General features: G+C 54.1%; 24 protein-coding genes. 22 read left to right on the top strand and 2 right to left on the bottom strand.

Going from position 1 to position 18,919, the window contains the following annotated elements; genetic code table 11:
• Positions 1-549: 549 nt before the first annotated feature.
• From A6A26_RS02335 to A6A26_RS02310, 6 genes are all read left to right on the top strand, one after another.
• Positions 550-2,094: a methyl-accepting chemotaxis protein gene (locus tag A6A26_RS02335; protein WP_063877310.1), complete on the top strand. Its 1,545-nt coding sequence runs from the start codon at positions 550-552 to the stop codon at positions 2,092-2,094.
• A gap of 466 nt (positions 2,095-2,560) precedes the next feature.
• The gene (locus A6A26_RS02330; RefSeq protein WP_063877309.1) at positions 2,561-4,039 is read left to right on the top strand and encodes a SulP family inorganic anion transporter; all 1,479 of its coding nucleotides are present in this window, start codon (positions 2,561-2,563) and stop codon (positions 4,037-4,039) included.
• Between the two features lie 212 nt (positions 4,040-4,251).
• On the top strand, positions 4,252-5,757 hold the full coding sequence (locus tag A6A26_RS02325) for a BglG family transcription antiterminator (protein WP_253851870.1): 1,506 nt from the start codon (positions 4,252-4,254) through the stop codon (positions 5,755-5,757).
• A complete protein-coding gene (locus A6A26_RS02320) occupies positions 5,750-6,223 on the top strand; it encodes a PTS sugar transporter subunit IIA (protein ID WP_063877307.1) in 474 nt (157 codons plus the stop codon). The genes A6A26_RS02325 and A6A26_RS02320 overlap by 8 nt, the downstream gene beginning before the upstream one ends.
• A 21-nt stretch (positions 6,224-6,244) precedes the next feature.
• Positions 6,245-7,654 carry a PTS fructose transporter subunit IIC gene (locus A6A26_RS02315; protein ID WP_063877306.1) on the top strand — a complete coding sequence of 470 codons (1,410 nt, stop codon included), beginning with the start codon at positions 6,245-6,247 and terminating at the stop codon, positions 7,652-7,654.
• 3 nt (positions 7,655-7,657) lie between these two features.
• Positions 7,658-8,515, top strand: coding sequence for a ketose-bisphosphate aldolase (locus A6A26_RS02310; RefSeq protein ID WP_063877305.1), 858 nt, complete (start codon positions 7,658-7,660; stop codon positions 8,513-8,515).
• A 239-nt stretch (positions 8,516-8,754) separates the two neighbouring features.
• On the opposite strand, the gene A6A26_RS02305 is transcribed toward A6A26_RS02310, so the two are convergent.
• Complete coding sequence (locus A6A26_RS02305) at positions 8,755-9,339, bottom strand: phage repressor protein CI (protein ID WP_063881031.1); 585 nt, start codon at positions 9,337-9,339, stop codon at positions 8,755-8,757.
• Positions 9,340-9,765: 426 nt separating this feature from the next.
• On the opposite strand from A6A26_RS02305, the gene A6A26_RS02300 reads away from it, so the two are divergent.
• The 5 genes from A6A26_RS02300 to A6A26_RS02280 all read left to right on the top strand — a co-directional run bounded on the left by A6A26_RS02300 (position 9,766) and on the right by A6A26_RS02280 (position 13,151).
• Positions 9,766-10,146 carry a hypothetical protein gene (locus A6A26_RS02300; RefSeq protein WP_063877304.1) on the top strand — a complete coding sequence of 127 codons (381 nt, stop codon included), beginning with the start codon at positions 9,766-9,768 and terminating at the stop codon, positions 10,144-10,146.
• Between the two features lie 68 nt (positions 10,147-10,214).
• On the top strand, positions 10,215-10,433 hold the full coding sequence (locus A6A26_RS02295; RefSeq protein ID WP_063877303.1) for a DUF2732 family protein: 219 nt from the start codon (positions 10,215-10,217) through the stop codon (positions 10,431-10,433).
• Positions 10,433-10,660 carry a TraR/DksA family transcriptional regulator gene (locus tag A6A26_RS02290; RefSeq protein WP_063877302.1) on the top strand — a complete coding sequence of 76 codons (228 nt, stop codon included), beginning with the start codon at positions 10,433-10,435 and terminating at the stop codon, positions 10,658-10,660. The genes A6A26_RS02295 and A6A26_RS02290 overlap by 1 nt, the downstream gene beginning before the upstream one ends.
• Positions 10,657-12,753, top strand: coding sequence for a replication endonuclease (locus tag A6A26_RS02285; RefSeq protein WP_063877301.1), 2,097 nt, complete (start codon positions 10,657-10,659; stop codon positions 12,751-12,753). Before A6A26_RS02290 ends, A6A26_RS02285 begins: the two co-directional genes overlap by 4 nt.
• 233 nt (positions 12,754-12,986) lie before the next feature.
• Entirely contained in the window at positions 12,987-13,151 is a 165-nt protein-coding gene (locus A6A26_RS02280) for a hypothetical protein (RefSeq protein WP_254354054.1), read from the top strand.
• A gap of 72 nt (positions 13,152-13,223) precedes the next feature.
• On the opposite strand, the gene A6A26_RS02275 is transcribed toward A6A26_RS02280, so the two are convergent.
• Positions 13,224-13,436, bottom strand: coding sequence for a hypothetical protein (locus tag A6A26_RS02275; RefSeq protein WP_063877300.1), 213 nt, complete (start codon positions 13,434-13,436; stop codon positions 13,224-13,226).
• A gap of 435 nt (positions 13,437-13,871) precedes the next feature.
• Here A6A26_RS02275 and A6A26_RS02270 point away from each other — a divergent pair, with 435 nt between their 5' ends.
• The 11 genes from A6A26_RS02270 to A6A26_RS02225 form a co-directional block, all read left to right on the top strand.
• Positions 13,872-14,075: a tail protein X gene (locus tag A6A26_RS02270; RefSeq protein WP_063877299.1), complete on the top strand. Its 204-nt coding sequence runs from the start codon at positions 13,872-13,874 to the stop codon at positions 14,073-14,075.
• 5 nt (positions 14,076-14,080) lie between these two features.
• On the top strand, positions 14,081-14,305 hold the full coding sequence (locus A6A26_RS02265) for an HP1 family phage holin (protein ID WP_063877298.1): 225 nt from the start codon (positions 14,081-14,083) through the stop codon (positions 14,303-14,305).
• Positions 14,289-14,798 (top strand): lysozyme, encoded by a 510-nt coding sequence (locus A6A26_RS02260; protein ID WP_063877297.1) that lies wholly within the window; start codon positions 14,289-14,291, stop codon positions 14,796-14,798. Before A6A26_RS02265 ends, A6A26_RS02260 begins: the two co-directional genes overlap by 17 nt.
• Positions 14,795-15,229 carry an Rz-like lysis system protein LysB gene (lysB, locus tag A6A26_RS25940; protein ID WP_063877296.1) on the top strand — a complete coding sequence of 145 codons (435 nt, stop codon included), beginning with the start codon at positions 14,795-14,797 and terminating at the stop codon, positions 15,227-15,229. Before A6A26_RS02260 ends, lysB begins: the two co-directional genes overlap by 4 nt.
• Positions 15,111-15,386 (top strand): Rz1-like lysis system protein LysC, encoded by a 276-nt coding sequence (gene lysC / locus A6A26_RS25810; protein WP_244181346.1) that lies wholly within the window; start codon positions 15,111-15,113, stop codon positions 15,384-15,386. Before lysB ends, lysC begins: the two co-directional genes overlap by 119 nt.
• Positions 15,316-15,786: a phage tail protein gene (locus tag A6A26_RS02250; RefSeq protein ID WP_082875143.1), complete on the top strand. Its 471-nt coding sequence runs from the start codon at positions 15,316-15,318 to the stop codon at positions 15,784-15,786. Before lysC ends, A6A26_RS02250 begins: the two co-directional genes overlap by 71 nt.
• A gap of 92 nt (positions 15,787-15,878) precedes the next feature.
• Positions 15,879-16,463, top strand: coding sequence for a phage baseplate assembly protein V (locus A6A26_RS02245; protein WP_063877294.1), 585 nt, complete (start codon positions 15,879-15,881; stop codon positions 16,461-16,463).
• Positions 16,460-16,810: a GPW/gp25 family protein gene (locus tag A6A26_RS02240; RefSeq protein ID WP_063877293.1), complete on the top strand. Its 351-nt coding sequence runs from the start codon at positions 16,460-16,462 to the stop codon at positions 16,808-16,810. Before A6A26_RS02245 ends, A6A26_RS02240 begins: the two co-directional genes overlap by 4 nt.
• A 3-nt stretch (positions 16,811-16,813) precedes the next feature.
• Entirely contained in the window at positions 16,814-17,722 is a 909-nt protein-coding gene (locus A6A26_RS02235; RefSeq protein WP_063877292.1) for a baseplate assembly protein, read from the top strand.
• Positions 17,715-18,323 (top strand): phage tail protein I, encoded by a 609-nt coding sequence (locus tag A6A26_RS02230; protein ID WP_063877291.1) that lies wholly within the window; start codon positions 17,715-17,717, stop codon positions 18,321-18,323. Before A6A26_RS02235 ends, A6A26_RS02230 begins: the two co-directional genes overlap by 8 nt.
• Positions 18,320-18,919 (top strand): phage tail protein (locus tag A6A26_RS02225; RefSeq protein ID WP_172823879.1); only part of this gene is annotated, 600 nt, incomplete at its 3' end. The genes A6A26_RS02230 and A6A26_RS02225, both read left to right, overlap by 4 nt.

Here is an 18,919-nt window from a genome sequence, read left to right as displayed (position 1 = left end):
ACGTTACGTTCGTCTCTCTACCGTCAAAAGAGAGGCGTGACGCACGGCTGGTACCCTGCGAGCCCTTTACCTTGTGGGCCGACCCAACAATAACAACCTGTGCCATAACGCTTAGGTAAGATGATGCCGTGGGGTCAACAGAGCCTGCCGTTTTCATGTGCTGATGCGGGCTTATCTTCCTCTTTTGCTGGTACGACATCCTGCGGTGCTGAGGGGCTACCTGACCGTTCAGACGCCACCGGCAGTGCAAATCGCGGTAATGAGCGCGGCAAACCGAACGATTATGCTGCAGAAATGAGTTTGATATTATTTTTTCTGCACTGAAAGCATGCGGGTAAACTATTTTTAATAAATTTGTTGTTTGTAAATATGTTTATTTATTACATCTTATTAGTTTATAAAATCACATCCGTCAAACTTTTTTATAAATTAAGAAAAAATCATAATTATCAGTGGGTTGTTATTCTATAATTATTATTAATGCTTTTTTTACTGGGGTTTTTTTTAATTTAACCGATACCTGTTTTTCACCATAAACAGGGACTCCAAATGAAAATCTCTACGCGCCTGACTATCAGCTTTGGGCTGTTAATTACGCTGTTTATTATATGCACATCGGTGGCCTACACTGGCCTGAATAATGCCCGTGACGGCATGGATGATGCCGTCAATGTCAAAATGAAGAAATACCGTCTGGGTATGGATATGTACGGTGGGTTACGCGATATGGCGGTGATTGTGCGTAACCTTGCACTACTCAACGAAGCCGATCAGATGCAAAAAGAATGGCAGCGCATCGTTACGCAAAAAGCCCGCTATATCGATAACCGGGAGCGGCTTGCCGCCATGGTCGCAAAAGATTCAACCCCGCAGGCCAGAGAAGCCTTCGATAAAATCGTGAGCAGCGAAGGCCCTGTTCTGGCGGCCCTGGAGCACGCGGGACAGCTGGGGTTGCAAAACAAACAGCAGGAATCGGTAACCTATCTCATTAAAACCGTCAGGCCGTTGCAGGGCCAGTTGCTGGACGCGTTAAAGGAGATGACCAATATTCAAATGGAGGACAGTGAGCAGTCGGTGGAAAGCACCAGTCAGAACGTCCGCAAAGCAACGTTGATTTTAATGATCCTTGCCTCGCTTTCCGTTGCGGTTTCCGTGGCGGCGGGTTACATCATCACCTGCGTGTTAATGCGTCAGTTGGGCGGCGAACCCGCGCAGGCGCAGGCGCTGTCTGCCGCCATTGCCAGTGGTGATCTCACGGCCCCGGTCACCTTGCGCCATAATGATTCCACCAGCCTGCTGGCCTCACTCGCGAACATGCAAACCAGCCTGCGAAGCCTGGTTACGCAAATTAAAGAATCGGCGGGATCGGTAGCATCCGCCTCCGACGAAATTGCACAGGGCAACACTGAACTGTCATCACGCACCGAACAGCAGGCCGCCGCCCTGCAGGAAACGGCGGCCAGTATGGAACAGCTTACTGCGACGGTGAAAAGTAACACCGCCAGCGCTCAACATACCGCTACCGTGGCCAGAGATGCAGCGATGCTGGCCCGCACCGGTGAGTCAGAAGTGCAGTTAATGTCCCACACCATGAATGAAATCGCGCTCAGCGCGACCAAAGTTCGCGACATCACGGGTGTGATTGAAAGCATCGCGTTTCAGACCAATATTTTGGCGTTAAACGCAGCGGTTGAAGCCGCCCGTGCGGGTGAAGAAGGGCGCGGGTTTGCCGTTGTTGCAGGCGAGGTCAGAACACTGGCGCAGCGCAGTGCCACCGCAGCAAAAGAGATCAAGGAACTTATCGAACGCGCCGTAGAGCAGGTGGACAGCGGCGTGCATGTGGCGGCGGGCACCGGAGAAAGCATATTAAAAGTCGTTGGCATGGTGAACGAGCTTGCGGGGGCAATGGACGAGATTTCAATGGCCTCGTCGGAGCAGATGCAGGGGATTTCTCAGGTCAGTATTGCCGTCAGTCAGATGGATGGCGTCACCCAGAACAACGCCGCGCTGGTTGAAGAGTCTTCATCTGCTTCGCAATCCCTGTCTGAACAGGCACATTCGTTACGTGGGATGGTTGAAGCCTTCAGGGTGTAGCTGCGCGTCAGAGCGGTTTGTCACCTCAGACTAACCGCTCACTCATGCCTTGCTTTGCCTTGCCGATGAAAATGGCCCTGTGGCAGGCACCGTTTTCAACATTAATAAACATTATTTTTACAACGGCTTATCGGGAATTTTACCTGCGGCTTCCCCGTGTTTTTCCGGCGTTAAGGTAAATTTTGGCTTTCAGTGCGGGTGATTTTTTGTGTAGAGTATCTCCCTGAACGGGGCATTGCCTGACATGACTGATGGCAATGTGACTGCAGATCCTTGCTGCAGCCAGCCCATGCTGATAAGGAGTTTTTAATCATTATGCGTATTACGCCGCCCTGAGTTTTCCCCCTCCTTTGCCGTCCTGAACCTGTCCGGACGCGCATCACTAACATCCCGTCTGTGGATGTGATTCTGTCTGTCTGAAATCTGCCCTTATGGGTTAACTGCATCCAAAATTTGAGAAAATACTATGTTGCTGTCCTCGACGAGAAAGGACTGGCTGGGGAACGTCCGTGGTGACGTACTGGCCGGTATTGTTGTCGCGCTCGCGCTGATTCCTGAAGCGATCGCCTTTTCTGCCATCGCCGGTGTCGATCCCCAGGTCGGTCTCTATTCCGCATTCTGTATCCCGGTGGTTATCGCCTTTTTTGGCGGGCGTCCGGCGATGATTTCTTCGTCCACCGGCGCGATGGCGCTGCTTATGGTTACGCTGGTTAAAGAGCATGGGCTGGCGTATTTGCTGGCGGCGTCGTTGCTCACCGGCGTACTTCAGGTGATTGCGGGTTATTGCAAACTCGGAAATCTGATGCGCTATGTGTCGCGCTCGGTGGTAACGGGCTTCGTTAATGCGCTGGCCATTCTGATTTTTCTGGCCCAGTTGCCGGAGCTTACCCATGTAAGCTGGCATGTTTATGCGCTCACCGCTGCGGGCCTGGCGATTATTTATCTGTATCCCCTGGTCGATAAAACCCTGCCTTCTCCGCTGATCTGTATTGTGATACTGACCGCGGCCTCACTGCTGCTGCATCTGGATGTCCGCACCGTGGGCGATATGGGCAAGCTGCCTGACAGCCTGCCGGTTTTTCTGCTGCCCGATGTGCCTTTTAACCTGAATACCTTGCTGATTATTTTGCCGTACTCCGCAGGCCTTGCCATCGTGGGATTACTGGAGTCGATGATGACGGCGACCATCATTGATGACATGACCGACACCACGGGCGACAAAAACCGGGAATGCAAAGGGCAGGGGATTGCCAACATTTGCACCTCTTTTATGGGCGGGATGGCCGGTTGCGCGATGATTGGTCAGTCGGTGATCAATGTAAAATCAGGCGGGCGCGGAAGGCTTTCCACGCTGACTGCCGGCATTACGTTGCTGGTGATGGTGGTGTTCCTGCGCCAGTGGGTTTCTCAGATCCCGATGGCGGCCCTGGTTGCGGTCATGATCATGGTTTCTGTCGGCACCTTTTCCTGGCGGTCGGTGGCGAATTTGCGCACCCATCCTCTCTCAAGCAGTGTGGTGATGATTGCCACCGTGTTAGTGGTGGTCTTTACCCACAATCTTGCATTTGGCGTCATCGTGGGCGTGCTGATTGCGGCATTAAATTTTGCCACCAAAGTGGCGCGCTTTATGGCGGTCAGTTCAGTGCGAACAGGCGAGTGCCGTCACTATACCGTCACCGGGCAGGTGTTTTTTGCCTCCGCCGATCGCTTTGTGCGCTGTTTTGACGTTCAGGAGACGCTGGAAAAGGTGGTGATTGACGTCACCCATGCTCATTTCTGGGACATCACCTCTGTGAATGCGCTTGATCGCGTGGTGGTTAAATTTCGCCGCGCTGGGGCAGATGTAGACATTCGTGGCATGAACGCTGCGACACAAACCGTAGTCGATCGCTTTGGCGTACATGATAAACCCGAAGAAGTTGAAAAAGTCTTTGGCGGGCATTAACCGTTCCGGGCCTGATGCTCAGGCCCGCTCATCCTGACGCTTCTCGACAAGCGCTATGTTGCATGAATGGAACCGGGTTAGCAGCATAGCAGGTGCACTGTTCACTATTATGGTCATATCAACGCCATGGTTTGGTATTTCTCTACCGGAATAAGGCAGATATAACGGTAATGACCGAGCATCTGGACCATCTAGCGAAGCCGGGAGTCAACGTGCTAACAAAAAGACAAAAGGCGTTAATTAATCTTTTAGCTTCTCAGGGCGAATGGCGCTCGGCAACGGATATTGCCCAGACATTGAACGTTTCAGCCAGTACGTTGCGGCGCGACGTGGATGCGGTCAATCACTATTTTACCGACAAGGAGAGTCGTATCCTTAGTAAGCCCGGCCTGGGATTGTTACTGGAAAATGGTTTTGCCTTGCCTGTGGATCTGCATGGGGAAGAGGTAAAAGGTTTGTTGAAGAATAAAAGGCTGGTAGCCATCACAACAGACCTGCTTACCTGTTCTCCATTACCGCTAACGCTGAGCGCCTTAGCGGAAAAATATTTTATCAGCCGCTCTTCCATCGTGGCGGATTTAAGAAAAATTGAGGTCTGGTTAACGCCCTTTTCACTGAGCATTACCCGTAGCCATAGCGGAACCTGTATTACCGGCAGCGACCGGGATATTCGTCTGGCGCTGAAAGAGATTATTACCTTCAGCGTGATGAGCGATTACCCTGTCGCCGACAGTCGCATCGATCGTTTTTCGCGTGTTCAACTGGTGGAGGAATTTGGCAGTGACAATGTGGCCTGCTGTATTAACCTCATCACCTATATAGAAGAAGCGCTGCACTGCTCAATCAGCGAACCCTATTATACCAACCTGTTTTCCCATCTACTGGTGACAATAAAAAGAGCGCTTAACGGCACGCCACCGACGCCGACGGATTCGGACATGACAGGTTATAACAATCAGGAATGGTCAGTCGCCCGGCAAGCGGTCAGATGGCTTGAGGAAAAATACGCGGTCTCCTTCGCGCCAGTAGAGGTGCATTACATTTATCAATATCTCATCTCGTCTGGTCGGCATCCGTTTAGTGCCGGTTTTCAACCCTCAACGCACTATGACGACGACGCCGTGAACTACGCCACTACCTTAACAACGCGGCTGTCTTCTTTATTAAAAAAGAATATTTGCAGCGACAGCGTGCTGCTTAATGCGTTGGTGTCACATGTGAAGCCCATGCTTAATCGTCTGGCCTACCGCATTGTTATTCACAACCCATTGCTGGATGAGATACGTAAAGAGTTTGCCGCGGTGTTTAACGTCGTCAAACAGGCCGCATTCCAGCTTAATCAACAGTGGGGGCTGCCGACGGCGTCCGATGATGAGATTGCCTATCTGACTATTTATATCCAGAACGCGTTAGAAAAGTGTCATGCGACGAAACGCGTCATGCTGGTGTGTTCCAGCGGCATTGGCACATCTCAGCTGCTTTCCAGCCGAATCAGCCGCGCCTTTCCGGAATGGGAGATCGTCGACATTGTGCCGGGTGCCCGTCTGAATGAAGCGATTAAGAAAGCCAGGTGCGACTTAATTATTTCGACCATCAGGCTTGAAGAGACTGAACATCCCGTTGCCTATGTTTCTGCCCTGTTTTCAAACAGAGACATTTTACGGGTGATGGAGTGCCTTAATAAAGACAGTCATGGTAACGGAGGAACGGATGCATAATAAAATCGTAGTGGCCGATCTGTTAAATCAGGCCTGTGTATTTATGAATCTTGAGGCCAAAAATAAAGGCGAGGTTATTGAGAAATTAACGGCAAGCCTGTGTGAATTAAATATTATCAGCAATAAAGACGGTTTTATTCACGATGTCATGCTACGTGAAGCATTAGGCTCCACCGGATTCGAAAATCAAATCGCGATTCCGCATGGGAAATCACCGTGGGTCAATGAAACCCGAATAGCGGTAGCCAAACTGGCCTCTCCCGTTGAATGGGAAACCATGGACGATTCAGCCGTCAGGCTGGTGATTCTGTTTGCGGTGAAAGAAGCAGACAGCGGCGCCGGGCATATAAAACTCCTGGCAAAAATTTCTATTGCGCTTGGCGATGATGATGTCGTCGAGGCATTACTAAACGCAGAAACGAAAGAGGAGTTGTTTAATTTATTAGTCAATAACACCCAGGGGTAAGCCTTTCACCGGGAGAAAATAATGAATATTATTGCGATTACCGCCTGTCCCACAGGCGTAGCACACACTTATCTGGCGGAAGCCAATTTAAAAAAGAGCGCCGAGAAAAAAGGAATCACGATCCTTGTTGAAACACAGGGTGCCGTTGAGAGCGATTATATTTTTACGGAAGACGATATTAAACGTGCCGATATCGTTCTTATTGCCGCGGATAAAATGATTGATCGCTCCCGCTTTATCGGTAAAAGCATTATTACCGTATCGGTTACCCGCGCGGCCAGAGATGCCGCTGGATTGCTGGACGACATTTTGTCGGGTGCCTTAACCGGAGAAATCTGCACCGTCACGCCACAAGACGCGACCTCACCGGGTAGGGAAAAAGACAAAAAAACGACCCTGTCGAGCATCTATGTACATCTGATCACTGGTGTAAACCTGATGATTCCTTTTGTTGTCGCGGGCGGTATTTTAATTGCTCTGAGTTTCTCTTTCGGTATTACCGCGGCAACGCCTGGCGATCCCCGCTATAACCCGATAGCAAAAATGCTGGCCGATATTGGCGGCGGTGCCGCCTTTGCGTTAATGCTGCCGATTCTTTCATTGGGTATCAGCAAGTCGATTAGCGGCAACATGGGCATTGTTTCGGGCGCGGTGGGCGGCATGTTGGCCATTCACACCGGATCGGGCTTTCTGGGTGCGTTACTGGCGGGCTTTATGGCCGGCTATATCACGCTGTTGGTGGTGAAGTACATTAACCTGCCCACCGCCATTGCCGGACTCAAACCCATTCTGATTGTGCCCCTGTTGAGCGTGTTCCTGACCGGTGCGCTGATGATTCTGGTGGTCGGCCAACCCATCAAGCTGCTGTTGCAGAGTCTGACTGCTTTTCTGACCGATATGGGAAATGCCAATGCGGCTATCTTCGGATTGCTTATCGGGATGATGGTGGCTTTCGATATGGGCGGGCCGCTCAACAAAACCGTCTGTATGTTCGCGATTGGTTTGATGTCGACGGGAATCTACGAGCCCATTGCGGCATGTATGGCCGCAGGCATGGTTCCTCCGTTGGGCATTGCCCTTGCCACCACGCTTTTTAAAAAGAAATTCAGTCCTCAGGAGCGCGAAACCGGCAAGGTGACCTATGTGCTCGGCCTCTCTTTTATCACCGAAGGTGCCATTCCGTATGCGGTCGCTGATCCGCTACGCGTCATTCCTGCCATCGTTGCCGGCTCGGGACTGGCCGGGGCACTGTCGATGATGCTCGGTTGTGCTTCCCGCGCGCCCCACGGCGGGATCTTCGTGATGTTCATACCCAACGTCATTACGCACGTCACAGGCTATCTGTTTGCCATTCTCGCCGGTGCGCTGTTTACCGCACTGATCCTCAGAGTGATTAAGAAAGATCATCCGCAACATTTACCGCAGGAGTGAATTATGTTGATTAATATGAAAGCGTTACTGAAGGTGGCACAGGACAATCAATTTGGCGTCGGTGCCTTTAACATCGCCTCCGCTGAGTTTGCCCGGCTGGTGATTGAGGTGGCGGAATCCCTGCAATCTCCTGTCATCCTGGAAGTGCATCCCGAAGAGCACGCTTTTGTCGGTGACAGTTTTATCACCTATCTGAGAGAGCTGGCTGTTAACGCCTCCGTGCCGGTAGTTATTCATCAGGATCACGGCCAGACGCTGGAGCATATCTTAACCGCCATCCGCACCGGCTATACCTCGGTGATGATCGATGCTTCCGGCCTGCCGTTTGAAGAGAATATCGCCCTGACGCGCGATATCACCGCCATTGCCCACAAAGTTAACGTCTCGGTAGAAGCCGAGCTGGGTACGATTGGCGTGGCAGAGGGGAGCGCGGAAGGGGGGCACAGTGAAATTCTTTACACCGATCCCGACCAGGCGGAGCGGTTTGCCAGAGAAACCGGGGTAGATACGCTTGCCGTGGCCATTGGCACCTCACATGGTTTGTATCCTGTCGGTAAACAGCCGGTACTGGATATTGACCGTCTTAAAGCCATCAGGCAGCGGCTGACGATTCCGCTGGTCCTGCACGGTGGCTCGGGTAACAAAGACAGCGAGGTCGCGGAGTCGATTAAGTATGGCGTGGGGAAAATCAATATCTCCAGCGATATGAAAAAGGCGTTTTACGTCGCGCTACAGGAAGAGTTGCAGTCAAACGGGCATGAGCCAAGCGCGCTGTACGTCCGTCCAATGGCGGCGGCCAAAGCCGTGGTGGAGCACAAGATGCGGCTTTTCTCTTCTGTGGGGAAAGCCGGGCTGTATTAACCGTTAACGCTTGTCGCTCTGGATGCGCAGGCGGTGGTTAACACCTGTATTGCTCCAGGCGCAGCAAACGCAAGCGGTGATCAAGCAGCCGCTGCGCGGGCGGCTGTTCGTTCTGGCAGCCGTGAACGGATAGCTGTTTTTAACGGGCGGGCGGCCTGAGACGGGCGTCCCGCGTGATGTCGCATTCTGTCGGCAACGCGTTGACAGTGATAAGACGTTGCAGGTCGCAATAAGTCGGTTTACTGAATCGTCAGAACGACGCGCCCAATAAGCCTGATGTCATCAATTCCGCAATCAAATGCCACGCCTATCCCGCTGACGTGCACTTTCCTGACCGGAATGCGCGTCAGCGTCCTGACGCTGGCGGTCCCTTCAATTTCAACCAACCAGACGCCGTCATGCATATCTTCAAAATCGGTATCAATGATGTATTGGGTGGTTTCCGCTAACAGTAAAAAAGCATTACGCGGCTCCTGCTTCAGCGGCGCGTATAACGCTTTATCCAGCATCACATAGCCCGCTTCCTCGATTTTTCCGCTGATTAGCTTTTTTCTAACCAGTGTCGGCGTATCAGGTTTGCTTTCCGAGAATTTTGAGCCTTTGCCCGTAATCAGCCACTGCAAATCTGCACCGGTTTCCATCACGCACTGTAAAACGATATCTGATGGAAAAACATCACGTTTATAGCGCGCAGACAGGCTACTTGCCGCAATTCCAAGGTGATCTGCAAGCTGCATTTTCATGGTAAAGCCATAGGCATCGACGACGCGATCCAGAGCTTCTGCGCTCGAGTTCGGAAATTTGAAATTAGTATAAACGCTCATTTTCATTGACACTTAGATTTAGTCTAAGTATCCTCCGGTTTAAGTTAGCCTTTGAATGATGTGACAGGGTGCGGCTGTATCTGATAACGAAGGATTTTGCCTGATGAGGCTCATTTTTACAATCATCATGCCAGAACCTTATCGCCACACTGAGACACAGGGTTAACGCAGTCAGGACAGGCTGAATGCAGCGTAAAAGGGCGTTTTACTCAGAAGAACCGCGCTCAGGCCGCTTTTGCAGCGGAAATGCGTAGTGTGAGCGGCGGGATAAATCGCGCTGAGCAGAACGCTGTCGTTTCGCTTAATGCTTAACAAACGTGACGGATGAGACAGGCGCGAAGCCGCCGCCCATCACAGGCGACAGCCACCTCGGCGATGACATTGATTTGTCATCAACAGCAGATGCAACGTTTATCGGAGGAGCCTATGAACCGCACCGTCCAGGTCATAAGTGAGTCACCCGCCGCTCTGTATGTTCAGGAGGGTTTCACGGCAGAACACTCCAGTCACGGCGAAAAAATGACGTTTGATGAGTTCCGTCAGCGCTGGCGGTTGCTGCGCGATAACAACCGAAACCCATCGCTTCGTTATTTCAATCATCAACATGACGACTTTAAATTTTGCGTATTAACCCTGGCTAACCGCGACTGTCCGGGCATGTTCAGGCGGGAGGAGATTGGCAAGCCCTTCCAGTATTTCGATCAGGCGCGCCGTGAGCACATCATTATTGCGATGAACAAGCTGGCGCGCTGGGGAAACAGGTTGCCGCGTCAGTTCTCCACGGCGGACTGCTTTCTGACTGAATAAATAAATCACCCACCACTCAATGACGTAAACCCGTCGGGCATCGCTTTGCCCAAAATCTGGAGAGAGACATGATGAATAGCGAGACACATTCAATGAACAACGTGAGCCACTTTACCCTGAACAAACTGCTCGATAACGAGCGTAAAGCCTGTGCATTGGCGGTGGCTAAGCGGTTAAGCGCCATGGCATCGCATATTACGCGGCAGACGTTAAACGGCATTGAAGCCGCAGAGCTGTTGCGATCTGAGGCTGAACGTTATGAAAATGAATCAGGTGAGATGCGCTGATGGCGGATGCGATTGATATTGCGCAGCAGCGCAGCGAAGAGATTCTGGCGGAGCATATTGCTCAGGTTACGCAACGTCCTGTGGCGATCGGTGCCTCGTTCTGTGAAGAGTGCGATGCGCCGATTCCTGAAGCGCGTCGTCGCGCGCTCCAGGGCGTAACCCGCTGCCTGCCTTGTCAGGAACTCAGCGAGTTAAGAACGCGCCTTCATTTCGGGCATGTACGATGATGTCGTTCGCTTACCCATGGAACGCCCCGCGGCTGGCAATCGCCAGCCCGTATCCTACCCATGACCAGCAGCAGCACCGCAATCGCCAGATAGCGGCGTGGCTGCAGGGGCAGAAAAGCCTCGCTGCCCAGGCCCGGATTGTGCAACTGGACGTCAAACGCCGTCTCGCCAGTCTGGAACAGCAGCAGGGCACAGCCCGGGCCAATGCTTACTTAGCAAAAACCTTTGTTGAGCGCACATTGCCACGCGTTGAGTCTGTGAACCGACGTTATCAACTGCATGATATGCGGCCAGGCGTTGTCGCCCAGTTAGCCCGCAGCCTGTCCTGCCAGCAAGGCGCCGCCAGAGCCGCGGGCACGCTGTGGGAGCTGATGAAACGGTTTAATCGCCTGCCGGATATGTCCCGTGCCGACACCGATTTGCTGGCGGGCGATATCGCCCGTTTTATTCATGCCGAGCTGGTGCAACTGCATTCCCAGGCCAGCGCTGAAACCGATTACCGTTATACCCACCGTCTGTATATGACGGCGGCGGTGATTACCCGTGAACTGGGCCAGATGCCGCCGTTGTGGGAAACCGTCAGTGCCCGCGTATTCTGCCCTGAAGACGTGACCTCGGCCATTCTGCGTATGCAGGCGGAAAAATGGTGGAAAGGGCAACTGCGTCGAATCAGTGCCTTCTGGCGTGAACATCTGCATATCGCGCTGGCGAACGTCAACAAAAAGCACTCGCCTTACGCCAGTCCGATGGCGGTGGCGGAATGGCGCGAGCAGCGTCGGCGCACGCGTGATTTCCTTCAGGGGATGGATCTTGAAGATGAAGAGGGCAATCGCATCAGCCTGATCGAAAAATATGACGGCAGCGTCGCCAATCCGGCCATTCGCCGTGCTGAACTGATGACGCGCATCCGTGGCTTCGAAACGATTTGTCAGGAGATGGGCTTCCGGGCTGGCTTCTATACCTTAACCGCGCCGTCTTGCTATCACGCCACCTTACAGAGCGGCCACCGTAATCATAAATGGCAGGGGGCCAGCCCGGCAGAAACACAGCGCTATCTCTGCACGCTCTGGCAGAAAGTGCGCGCCAAACTGCACCGGGAAAATATCGGTATTTTTGGGTTGCGCGTTGCGGAGCCGCATCACGATGGCACGCCTCACTGGCACATGCTGATGTTTATGCGCCCTGAGCACGTCGCACGCGTAGACGAGATCGTGCGCCATTACGCCTGCCAGCAGGACAGCGATGAACTGACCAGCGCAAAGGCACGCAAAGCGCGGTTTCATGTGGAGGCGATCGATCCGGCGAAAGGGAGCGCGACCGGTTACGTTGCCAAATACGTCTCCAAGAATATTGATGGCTATGCGCTGGACGGCGAGCTGGATAACGAGAGCGGTAAACCCCTGAAGGAGACGGCGATGGCGGTGTCAGCATGGGCGGCGCGCTGGCACATCCGTCAGTTTCAGTTTATCGGTGGCGCGCCCGTAACGGTTTATCGTGAGCTGCGCCGTATGGCAGACAGTGACACCGCGCATGGCCTGAGCGTGGAATTTGCGGCGGTGCATGATGCGGCTGACGCCGGGCAATGGGCGGAATATATTCATGCACAGGGCGGTCCCTTTGTGAAACGCGATGCGCTTGCGGTGCGCACCTGGTATCAGCCCGCCGAGATCTGCAATGCCTTTGGTGAAGAAACCCAGTCAATTAAGGGCGTGTATGCCACAGCTGTCGGCATCGACACGCCCATTTTGACCCGGCTGAAAACCTGGAAGCTGGTGCCCAAACGTGCTGAAGAAGAAGACGGCGAAAAATCGCATTCCGCGTTATTGTCTTGGAGTTCTGTTAATAACTGTACGGACCCGGCAGACCGCCTCTTCTTCCGTCGCCCGTTATCTGAGGCGCCGCGCACAGACGACCGGCGTGGAGAGAAAAAAGGAGGAGGGCACCCCTGGCTAAGCTGTCGGTCCACGTCTGCACCTGTCAGCGGCACGCGTTTACTCAGTGACGGAAGCGATGCTTTACCGGCGGTTCAGCCATTGTGCAGGATCTTGCCTCAGCCGGGAGCTGACGAAAAAAGAGGGGTGAAAATTCCGTAGAATTACGGGGTAAATGAAGAAAATCTATTGATTTTTCTTACGCTTCTGGCAGGAGCAGGCACCAACCTGTCTGCCAGGTGGTCGGATAAAAGTTGATTCCTATCAACACGATATAATTTTTTACGAACTATCTTAAAACGCTTCCACAGTTAATGAATGCTATGCTACTGTATGTATGTACAGTGTTTATTTTGGGGGAGGGAATTGTGGGAAATGAATTACATGAGCGAGTCATGCTTGAACGCGTTGAACTTATCGCCAGGCTCACCAGCGAAGGAGCCTGCCGGGAACGAGACAGGGAAATAGCGTTAAATTTGATCGCCGAAATCGCTGCTAACTACACCCTTTCCGATAACCACTTTTCTGTTGTCTTCTCGGCTACGCCTTTAAAAAAATAATGACGGCGACGTTTTCACTGTGACATCAGCAGGGTTGCCCGTCGCCTGAGCCATCTCAACGGAAGAGAGGGTTCAGGCGCGGGCAACCGCCACGCCGGCCTGGAATGCGCCACCGTGCAACGCCCTTTTCATACCCGGCACTGTCACCCACAGAAAAACCCCGGGACCCGGCCGTTTGCCTTTATGCGCTACCTCATCCATTGACTGCTGCCGCTCCTTCTTCGCGTTCGCCAGCTCCCTGTCGCTCTGCTTTTTTTGTTCCCGATTTGCCCTGCCTTTTATCACGGCGACTTTCCTCTGCCTGTTGACCGCATCGATCGTTGCGGGTCATCGCACATGTGTTCACCGCATCCCGGCCTTTTTCCGCCTTTCAGCTGGGTTATCCAGCCATTCCCTCCACGTCCTGCCCACCCAGCCTTGAGCGGACGGCCTTGCGTTGAGCAAGCGTCTGCCGAAGCACACACTACTCCTGACAAGTGCCGGCGACGGCAGGCGTGAAAAACCGTACAGGCCGCGCTGAGCAAATCCCCCACGTTTATGGCACCGCTCGGGTTATCCGGTAGTGGCATTTATCGGGCGTTTTGTGGCCTGGCGATTCAATGCTGAAGACAGGTTTTCGCAGACCCGATCGGGCCTTTGAAGCCCGGCACCGCCTACAGCGGATGCGCTTGATTTATCACCCATTCGACCACGGCTTTTACGCTCATAAGGGGCCAATCAATGCTGATTTACGCACGACAGGAAGACACCGTCGATGAGATCTGCTGGCGTTACTACGGACGCACGCAGCAGGCGGTTGAACAGGTTTATGCCGCCAATCCCGGCCTGGCAGAAAACGGCCCAACGTTACCGCACGGATGCAAGGTGGTGTTACCGGAGCTGCCTCAGGCGGCCACCGGTGAGACCCTCAATCTGTGGGATTAGTGCCAATGGAAAAAATCAGTTCTCTGATTAATTACCTCATCGGGATTGTCCTGATGTGGTTTGGCCGTCACACACCGCAGGATATCGCCTTTATGGTTGGCTCTGGCGTCGCCGTTTTGACCATGTGCACCAATGTCGCGACGTTTTTTATCAACTGGTACTACCGTCGCAAAACCTACGAGCTACAACAGCGCAACCTAAAGGGGCTAAGTTTTGAGCCAGACCGCTAAGCGTTGTGCGGTCGCGGCCGTGCTGGCCATGGCCGCGTTGGTACCGCAAATCAAGATGCTGAAAACCTCTGACGCTGGCCTGAGGCTGATTGCCGATGCCGAAGGCTGCCGCACCTCGCCTTATCAATGCAGCGCTGGCGTCTGGACCAACGGGATTGGTCATACGCAGGGCGTTACCCCGACCAGCGTGGTGAACGAGCGCCAGGCCGCCGTGAATCTGGTGTATGACGTCATGCGCGTTGAGCGCGGCATCGACCAGTGCATGACGCGTGAAATGCCGCCCCAGGTCTACGACGCGGTGGTGTCATTTGGTTTTAACGTGGGCGTCCGCGCGGCCTGTAAATCAACGCTGGCGGGATTGATCAACAGCGGGCGCTGGCACGACGCCTGTCTGCAGCTTAAGCGGTGGGTATATGTCAAAGGGACTTACAACCCGGGCCTCGATAACCGCCGCCAGCGTGAAATGGCCTGGTGTTTACAAGGAGCAGCATGATGCGACTGGTTGCAGCGGCTATCGCTCTGTTGCTTAGCGCCCTGGTGTTAACGGGCTGGCGGCTCAGCGTCATGACTCATCAACGGGATGAGGCACAGCACAGGGTCAGTACGTTAGCCGCCGACATTAGCCGTCGGGACACCGCACTGGCTCAGCTCAATGCAGATATGCAAGCCACCCGAAAACGTGAGGCGGCGTTGCGTCTGCAACAAACCCAGGCCAGCGCGCAGGCGCTCCATCGAGAAACAACCATCAGAAGAGAAACCGATGCCAATCCCGCTTTACGTGCCTGGAGCGCTGCTGCTTTGCCTGCTGACGTTATCCGGCTGCACAGCCGTCCCGCCTTCAGCAATGCCCGAGATTATCTGGACTGGTTGTCCACGCGTGACAAGTTGCCCCATTCCGGAGAACAACCTGCAAACGCAGGGTGATTTGGCGGCGGATAACCGCCAGTTAGAGGCTGCGCTCGCATCATGCGGGTTGCAGGTAGAGATGATTAAAGCGTGCCAGGAGCAGCATGATGTTGAAAGTGAACCAACTACGCCAGGTGCTGATAAACAGCGTTCCGCTGCTACAGCAAAATCCTGACAACCTGAATATAGCGATTCAGTCCGGAAACCTGGTTTCCACCTTAGCCAGCTCGCTGTCGTTTGAATACCACTTCCAGCTGGCTGTCACCATTACGCACTACGCCGATGATATCGATCTGATCATGGTTCCGCTGCTGACATGGCTTCGGGAAAATCAGCCCGACATCATGGTTTCTGATGAGAAGCGCCGCACCGGCTTTACCTTTACTCTCGATGCGATGGAAGAAGGGCGTAACAGGGTGAATATCACTCTGCAACTGACCGAACGCGTCTGGGTTGAGCAGCAGAATGACGCGTTACACATCACTCATTTGCCGGAACCTGCGCTGCCAGAAAATGTAGAGCGGCCCTGGCAGCTCTATATCAAAGGCAAGCTGGTCAGTGAATGGACGTCATAGCGCCAACCGTTATCAGCTGACGCGCTGTTTAGTCATCTTTGAGCAAACGGCATTCGATTGCTGCTTTTCTCTCGCAACGTGAAACTAACGCCATGAATGAGCAAATATTAGAAATCAAGCGCTTGCTGCGCAATATGGTCCGCATTGGCACCGTCGCCGCCATCAATCTGGAGGAGGGAACCTGCCGGGTAAAAACCGGAGATAACACCACCAACTGGCTGCACTGGCTGAGTGCCCGGGCGGGAAGAACCCGTTCGTGGAATGCACCCTCGGTGGGCGAGCAGGTGTTGATCATGAGTCTGGGTGGCGAGCTGAACAGCGGCTTTGTGTTACCCGGCGTGTTCTCTGACGCCAGCCCGGCACCCTCGGCCTCGGCAGATGCGCTGCACTATTCCTTCCCTGATGGCGCGGTCATTGAGTATGAGCCTGCAACCGGCACCCTGAAAGCCGAAGGGATTCAGACGGCGACCATTAAAGCGGCCGTCAAAATCCTGCTGGATACGCCAGAGGTGGAGTGCACCACGTTACTTAAAACCGCCACGCTGGAAGTCACACAGGGCGGCACCATGAAGGGCGATGTGTCGCACAGCGGCGGCAGCTTCGCCTCCAACGGCAAAGTGCTGCATACGCATCAACATCCGGGCGACAGCGGTGGTACCACAGGAGCGCCATTATGACGACAGCACGCTACACCGGCATGAGCCGCGAAACGGGCATGACGCTGGTTGAACTTGAACATGTCCGCCAGTCTGTGCGTGACATTCTGACGACGCCGCTGGGATCGCGGGTGATGCGCCGTAACTACGGTTCACTGCTGTCGGCGCTGATCGACCAGCCGCAGAACGACCGGTTGCGCCTGCAAATCATGTCGGCCTGTTATATGGCGATTCTGCAGTGGGAGCCGCGCATCAGCCTGACTGCCATTAATTTTGAATCTGCGTTTGACGGCGGAATGGTGGTGGAAATCACCGGCAACCGTGCGGACACCGCGCAGGATTTTTCGTTAACCGTCCCTGTGAGTTGAATCATGCCTACTATCGATCTGAGCCAGCTGCCTGCGCCAACCGTGGTGGAAACGCTGGACTATGAAACGCTGCTTGCCGAACGCAAAGCCACCTTGATTTCGCTCTACCCTGCAGATGAGCAGGCATCGGTTGCCCGGGTGCTGGCGCTGGAGTCCGACCCGCTGGTGAAACTCCTGCAGGAGAATGCTTACCGGGAGATCATCCTGCGCCAGCGCGTTAACGAAGCGGCCAAGGCGGTGATGGTTGCCTGGGCCAGCGGCAGCGATCTGGACCAGTTGGGTGCCAACAACGGCGTACTACGCCTGGTACTGACGCCGGCAGATAACACGGTTACGCCGCCTGTGGAGGCGGTGATGGAACGGGATGAAGATTTTCGCGCCCGCATTGCCGCCGCGTTTGAAGGGCTGAGCGTCGCGGGCCCATCGGGTGCCTATGAATTTCATGCACGCAGCGCTGACGGGCGCGTGGCGGATGCTTCTGCTATCAGTCCCTCTCCGGCCAGCGTCACCGTTACGGTGCTGTCCCGCGAAGGTAATGGCACGGCGGGCACGGACCTGCTGGCAATCGTGGATGCCGCGCTGAATGAGGAAGATGTTCGCCCGGTTGCCGATCGGGTCACCGTGCAGTCGGCACAGATTGTGGATTACCGCGTCGAGGCCACGCTGTACCTCTATCCGGGGCCAGAAGCCGAACCTATTCGTGCCGCTTCAGAGGCAAAACTGCAGGCATTCGTGAACACCCAGGCACGTTTAGGGCGCGATATTCGCAAGTCTGCGCTGTATGCCGCGCTGCATGTTGAAGGCGTGCAGCGCGTCGAACTGGCGCAGCCGGTGGCCGATGTGGTTTTGGATAAAACCCAGGCCGCGTTCTGCACCGGCTACCAGATCACGGTAGGAGGTTCCGATGAGTAAACGCCTGCTGCCAACGGGTTCATCAGCTCTGGAAGTTGCCGCGGCTGAAGCCTGTGCAGTGCTGGAGTCCATCCCGGTTCCGCTGCGCAGATTATGGAATGCACAGACCTGTCCGGTAGAGCTACTGCCTTATCTGGCATGGGCCTGGTCGGTGGATCGTTGGGATTCAGGCTGGAGCGAAAGTACCAAACGCAGCGTGGTGGCTGCATCGGAATACATCCATAAACATAAAGGGACCATTGGCTCTTTGCGCCGTGTGGTGGAGCCGCTTGGCTATCTGATTCGCATTAAAGAATGGTGGCAAACCAATGAAGCGCCCGGCACCTTTCGCATTGATGTCGGCGTGCTGGACAACGGCATTACCGAAGCGATGTACAACGAGCTGGAACGGCTGATTGCTGATGCCAAACCGGTCAGCCGTCATTTGATTGGCCTGTCCATCAATCTGGATACTACGGGGACTGTACCCGTAGCAGTTGCCAGCTACAGCGGTGACGAGTTAACCGTTTATCCCTATACACCTGAAGTTATCACCGCAGGCGGTTCCGGTTACACCGGCGCAGCGGTCCATCTTATTGACCTGACGGAAGTGAGAGCATGACAACGAAATATTTTGCCCTACTGACCAATCAGGGCGCGGCAAAGCTGGCCAATGCCGCAGCCCTGGGTACCCAACTACAGATTACCCAAATGGCGGTGGGTGATGGCGGCGGCACTTTGCCAACGCCGGACCCTGCGCAGACCAAACTGGTTGGCGAAAAACGCCGTGCTGCGCTGAATTCACTGAAGGTGGATGCCGTGAACAGCAGCCAGATTATCGCTGAACAGATTATCCCTGAAGGCGAAGGCGGCTTCTGGATCCGCGAGATTGGTCTCTATGACGCCGATGGCGTAATGGTTGCCGTCGCGAACTGCGCGGAAACCTACAAGCCACAGCTGCAGGAAGGCAGTGGCCGTACTCAGACCGTACGCATGATTCTGATTGTGAACAGCACCAGTGCCGTCACGTTGAAGATTGATCCTTCGGTTGTGCTCGCCACGCGCCAGTATGTGGATGACAACGTCATCGAGGTGAAAGCCTACACTGACGACGTGATGAAGAAGCACGTCGATGCGGCCAATCCTCATAGCCAGTATCTGCAAACGGCTAAAGCGCTGGCAGAAATTAAAGATGCGGGGCTGGTGGCGGAGGTTCTC

Source organism: Pantoea sp. OXWO6B1 (genome assembly GCF_001641135.1).
Taxonomy (GTDB): Bacteria; Pseudomonadota; Gammaproteobacteria; order Enterobacterales; family Enterobacteriaceae; genus Pantoea; species Pantoea allii.
The sequence above is the reverse complement of the archived record's forward strand: the minus strand, read 5'-3'. Positions and strand labels throughout refer to the sequence as shown.

Excerpts from the sequence above, each read along its gene's own strand:
- A6A26_RS02335 (WP_063877310.1), top strand. The coding sequence starts at position 550 with ATGAAAATCTCTACGCGCCTGACTATCAGCTTTGGGCTGTTAATTACG.
- A6A26_RS02330 (WP_063877309.1), top strand. The coding sequence starts at position 2,561 with ATGTTGCTGTCCTCGACGAGAAAGGACTGGCTGGGGAACGTCCGTGGT.
- A6A26_RS02320 (WP_063877307.1), top strand. The coding sequence starts at position 5,750 with ATGCATAATAAAATCGTAGTGGCCGATCTGTTAAATCAGGCCTGTGTA.
- A6A26_RS02315 (WP_063877306.1), top strand. The coding sequence starts at position 6,245 with ATGAATATTATTGCGATTACCGCCTGTCCCACAGGCGTAGCACACACT.
- A6A26_RS02310 (WP_063877305.1), top strand. The coding sequence starts at position 7,658 with ATGTTGATTAATATGAAAGCGTTACTGAAGGTGGCACAGGACAATCAA.
- A6A26_RS02305 (WP_063881031.1), bottom strand. The coding sequence starts at position 9,339 with ATGAGCGTTTATACTAATTTCAAATTTCCGAACTCGAGCGCAGAAGCT.
- A6A26_RS02300 (WP_063877304.1), top strand. The coding sequence starts at position 9,766 with ATGAACCGCACCGTCCAGGTCATAAGTGAGTCACCCGCCGCTCTGTAT.
- A6A26_RS02295 (WP_063877303.1), top strand. The coding sequence starts at position 10,215 with ATGATGAATAGCGAGACACATTCAATGAACAACGTGAGCCACTTTACC.
- A6A26_RS02290 (WP_063877302.1), top strand. The coding sequence starts at position 10,433 with ATGGCGGATGCGATTGATATTGCGCAGCAGCGCAGCGAAGAGATTCTG.
- A6A26_RS02285 (WP_063877301.1), top strand. The coding sequence starts at position 10,657 with ATGATGTCGTTCGCTTACCCATGGAACGCCCCGCGGCTGGCAATCGCC.
- A6A26_RS02280 (WP_254354054.1), top strand. The coding sequence starts at position 12,987 with ATGCTTGAACGCGTTGAACTTATCGCCAGGCTCACCAGCGAAGGAGCC.
- A6A26_RS02270 (WP_063877299.1), top strand. The coding sequence starts at position 13,872 with ATGCTGATTTACGCACGACAGGAAGACACCGTCGATGAGATCTGCTGG.
- A6A26_RS02265 (WP_063877298.1), top strand. The coding sequence starts at position 14,081 with ATGGAAAAAATCAGTTCTCTGATTAATTACCTCATCGGGATTGTCCTG.
- lysB (WP_063877296.1), top strand. The coding sequence starts at position 14,795 with ATGATGCGACTGGTTGCAGCGGCTATCGCTCTGTTGCTTAGCGCCCTG.
- A6A26_RS02250 (WP_082875143.1), top strand. The coding sequence starts at position 15,316 with ATGATGTTGAAAGTGAACCAACTACGCCAGGTGCTGATAAACAGCGTT.
- A6A26_RS02245 (WP_063877294.1), top strand. The coding sequence starts at position 15,879 with ATGAATGAGCAAATATTAGAAATCAAGCGCTTGCTGCGCAATATGGTC.
- A6A26_RS02240 (WP_063877293.1), top strand. The coding sequence starts at position 16,460 with ATGACGACAGCACGCTACACCGGCATGAGCCGCGAAACGGGCATGACG.
- A6A26_RS02235 (WP_063877292.1), top strand. The coding sequence starts at position 16,814 with ATGCCTACTATCGATCTGAGCCAGCTGCCTGCGCCAACCGTGGTGGAA.
- A6A26_RS02230 (WP_063877291.1), top strand. The coding sequence starts at position 17,715 with ATGAGTAAACGCCTGCTGCCAACGGGTTCATCAGCTCTGGAAGTTGCC.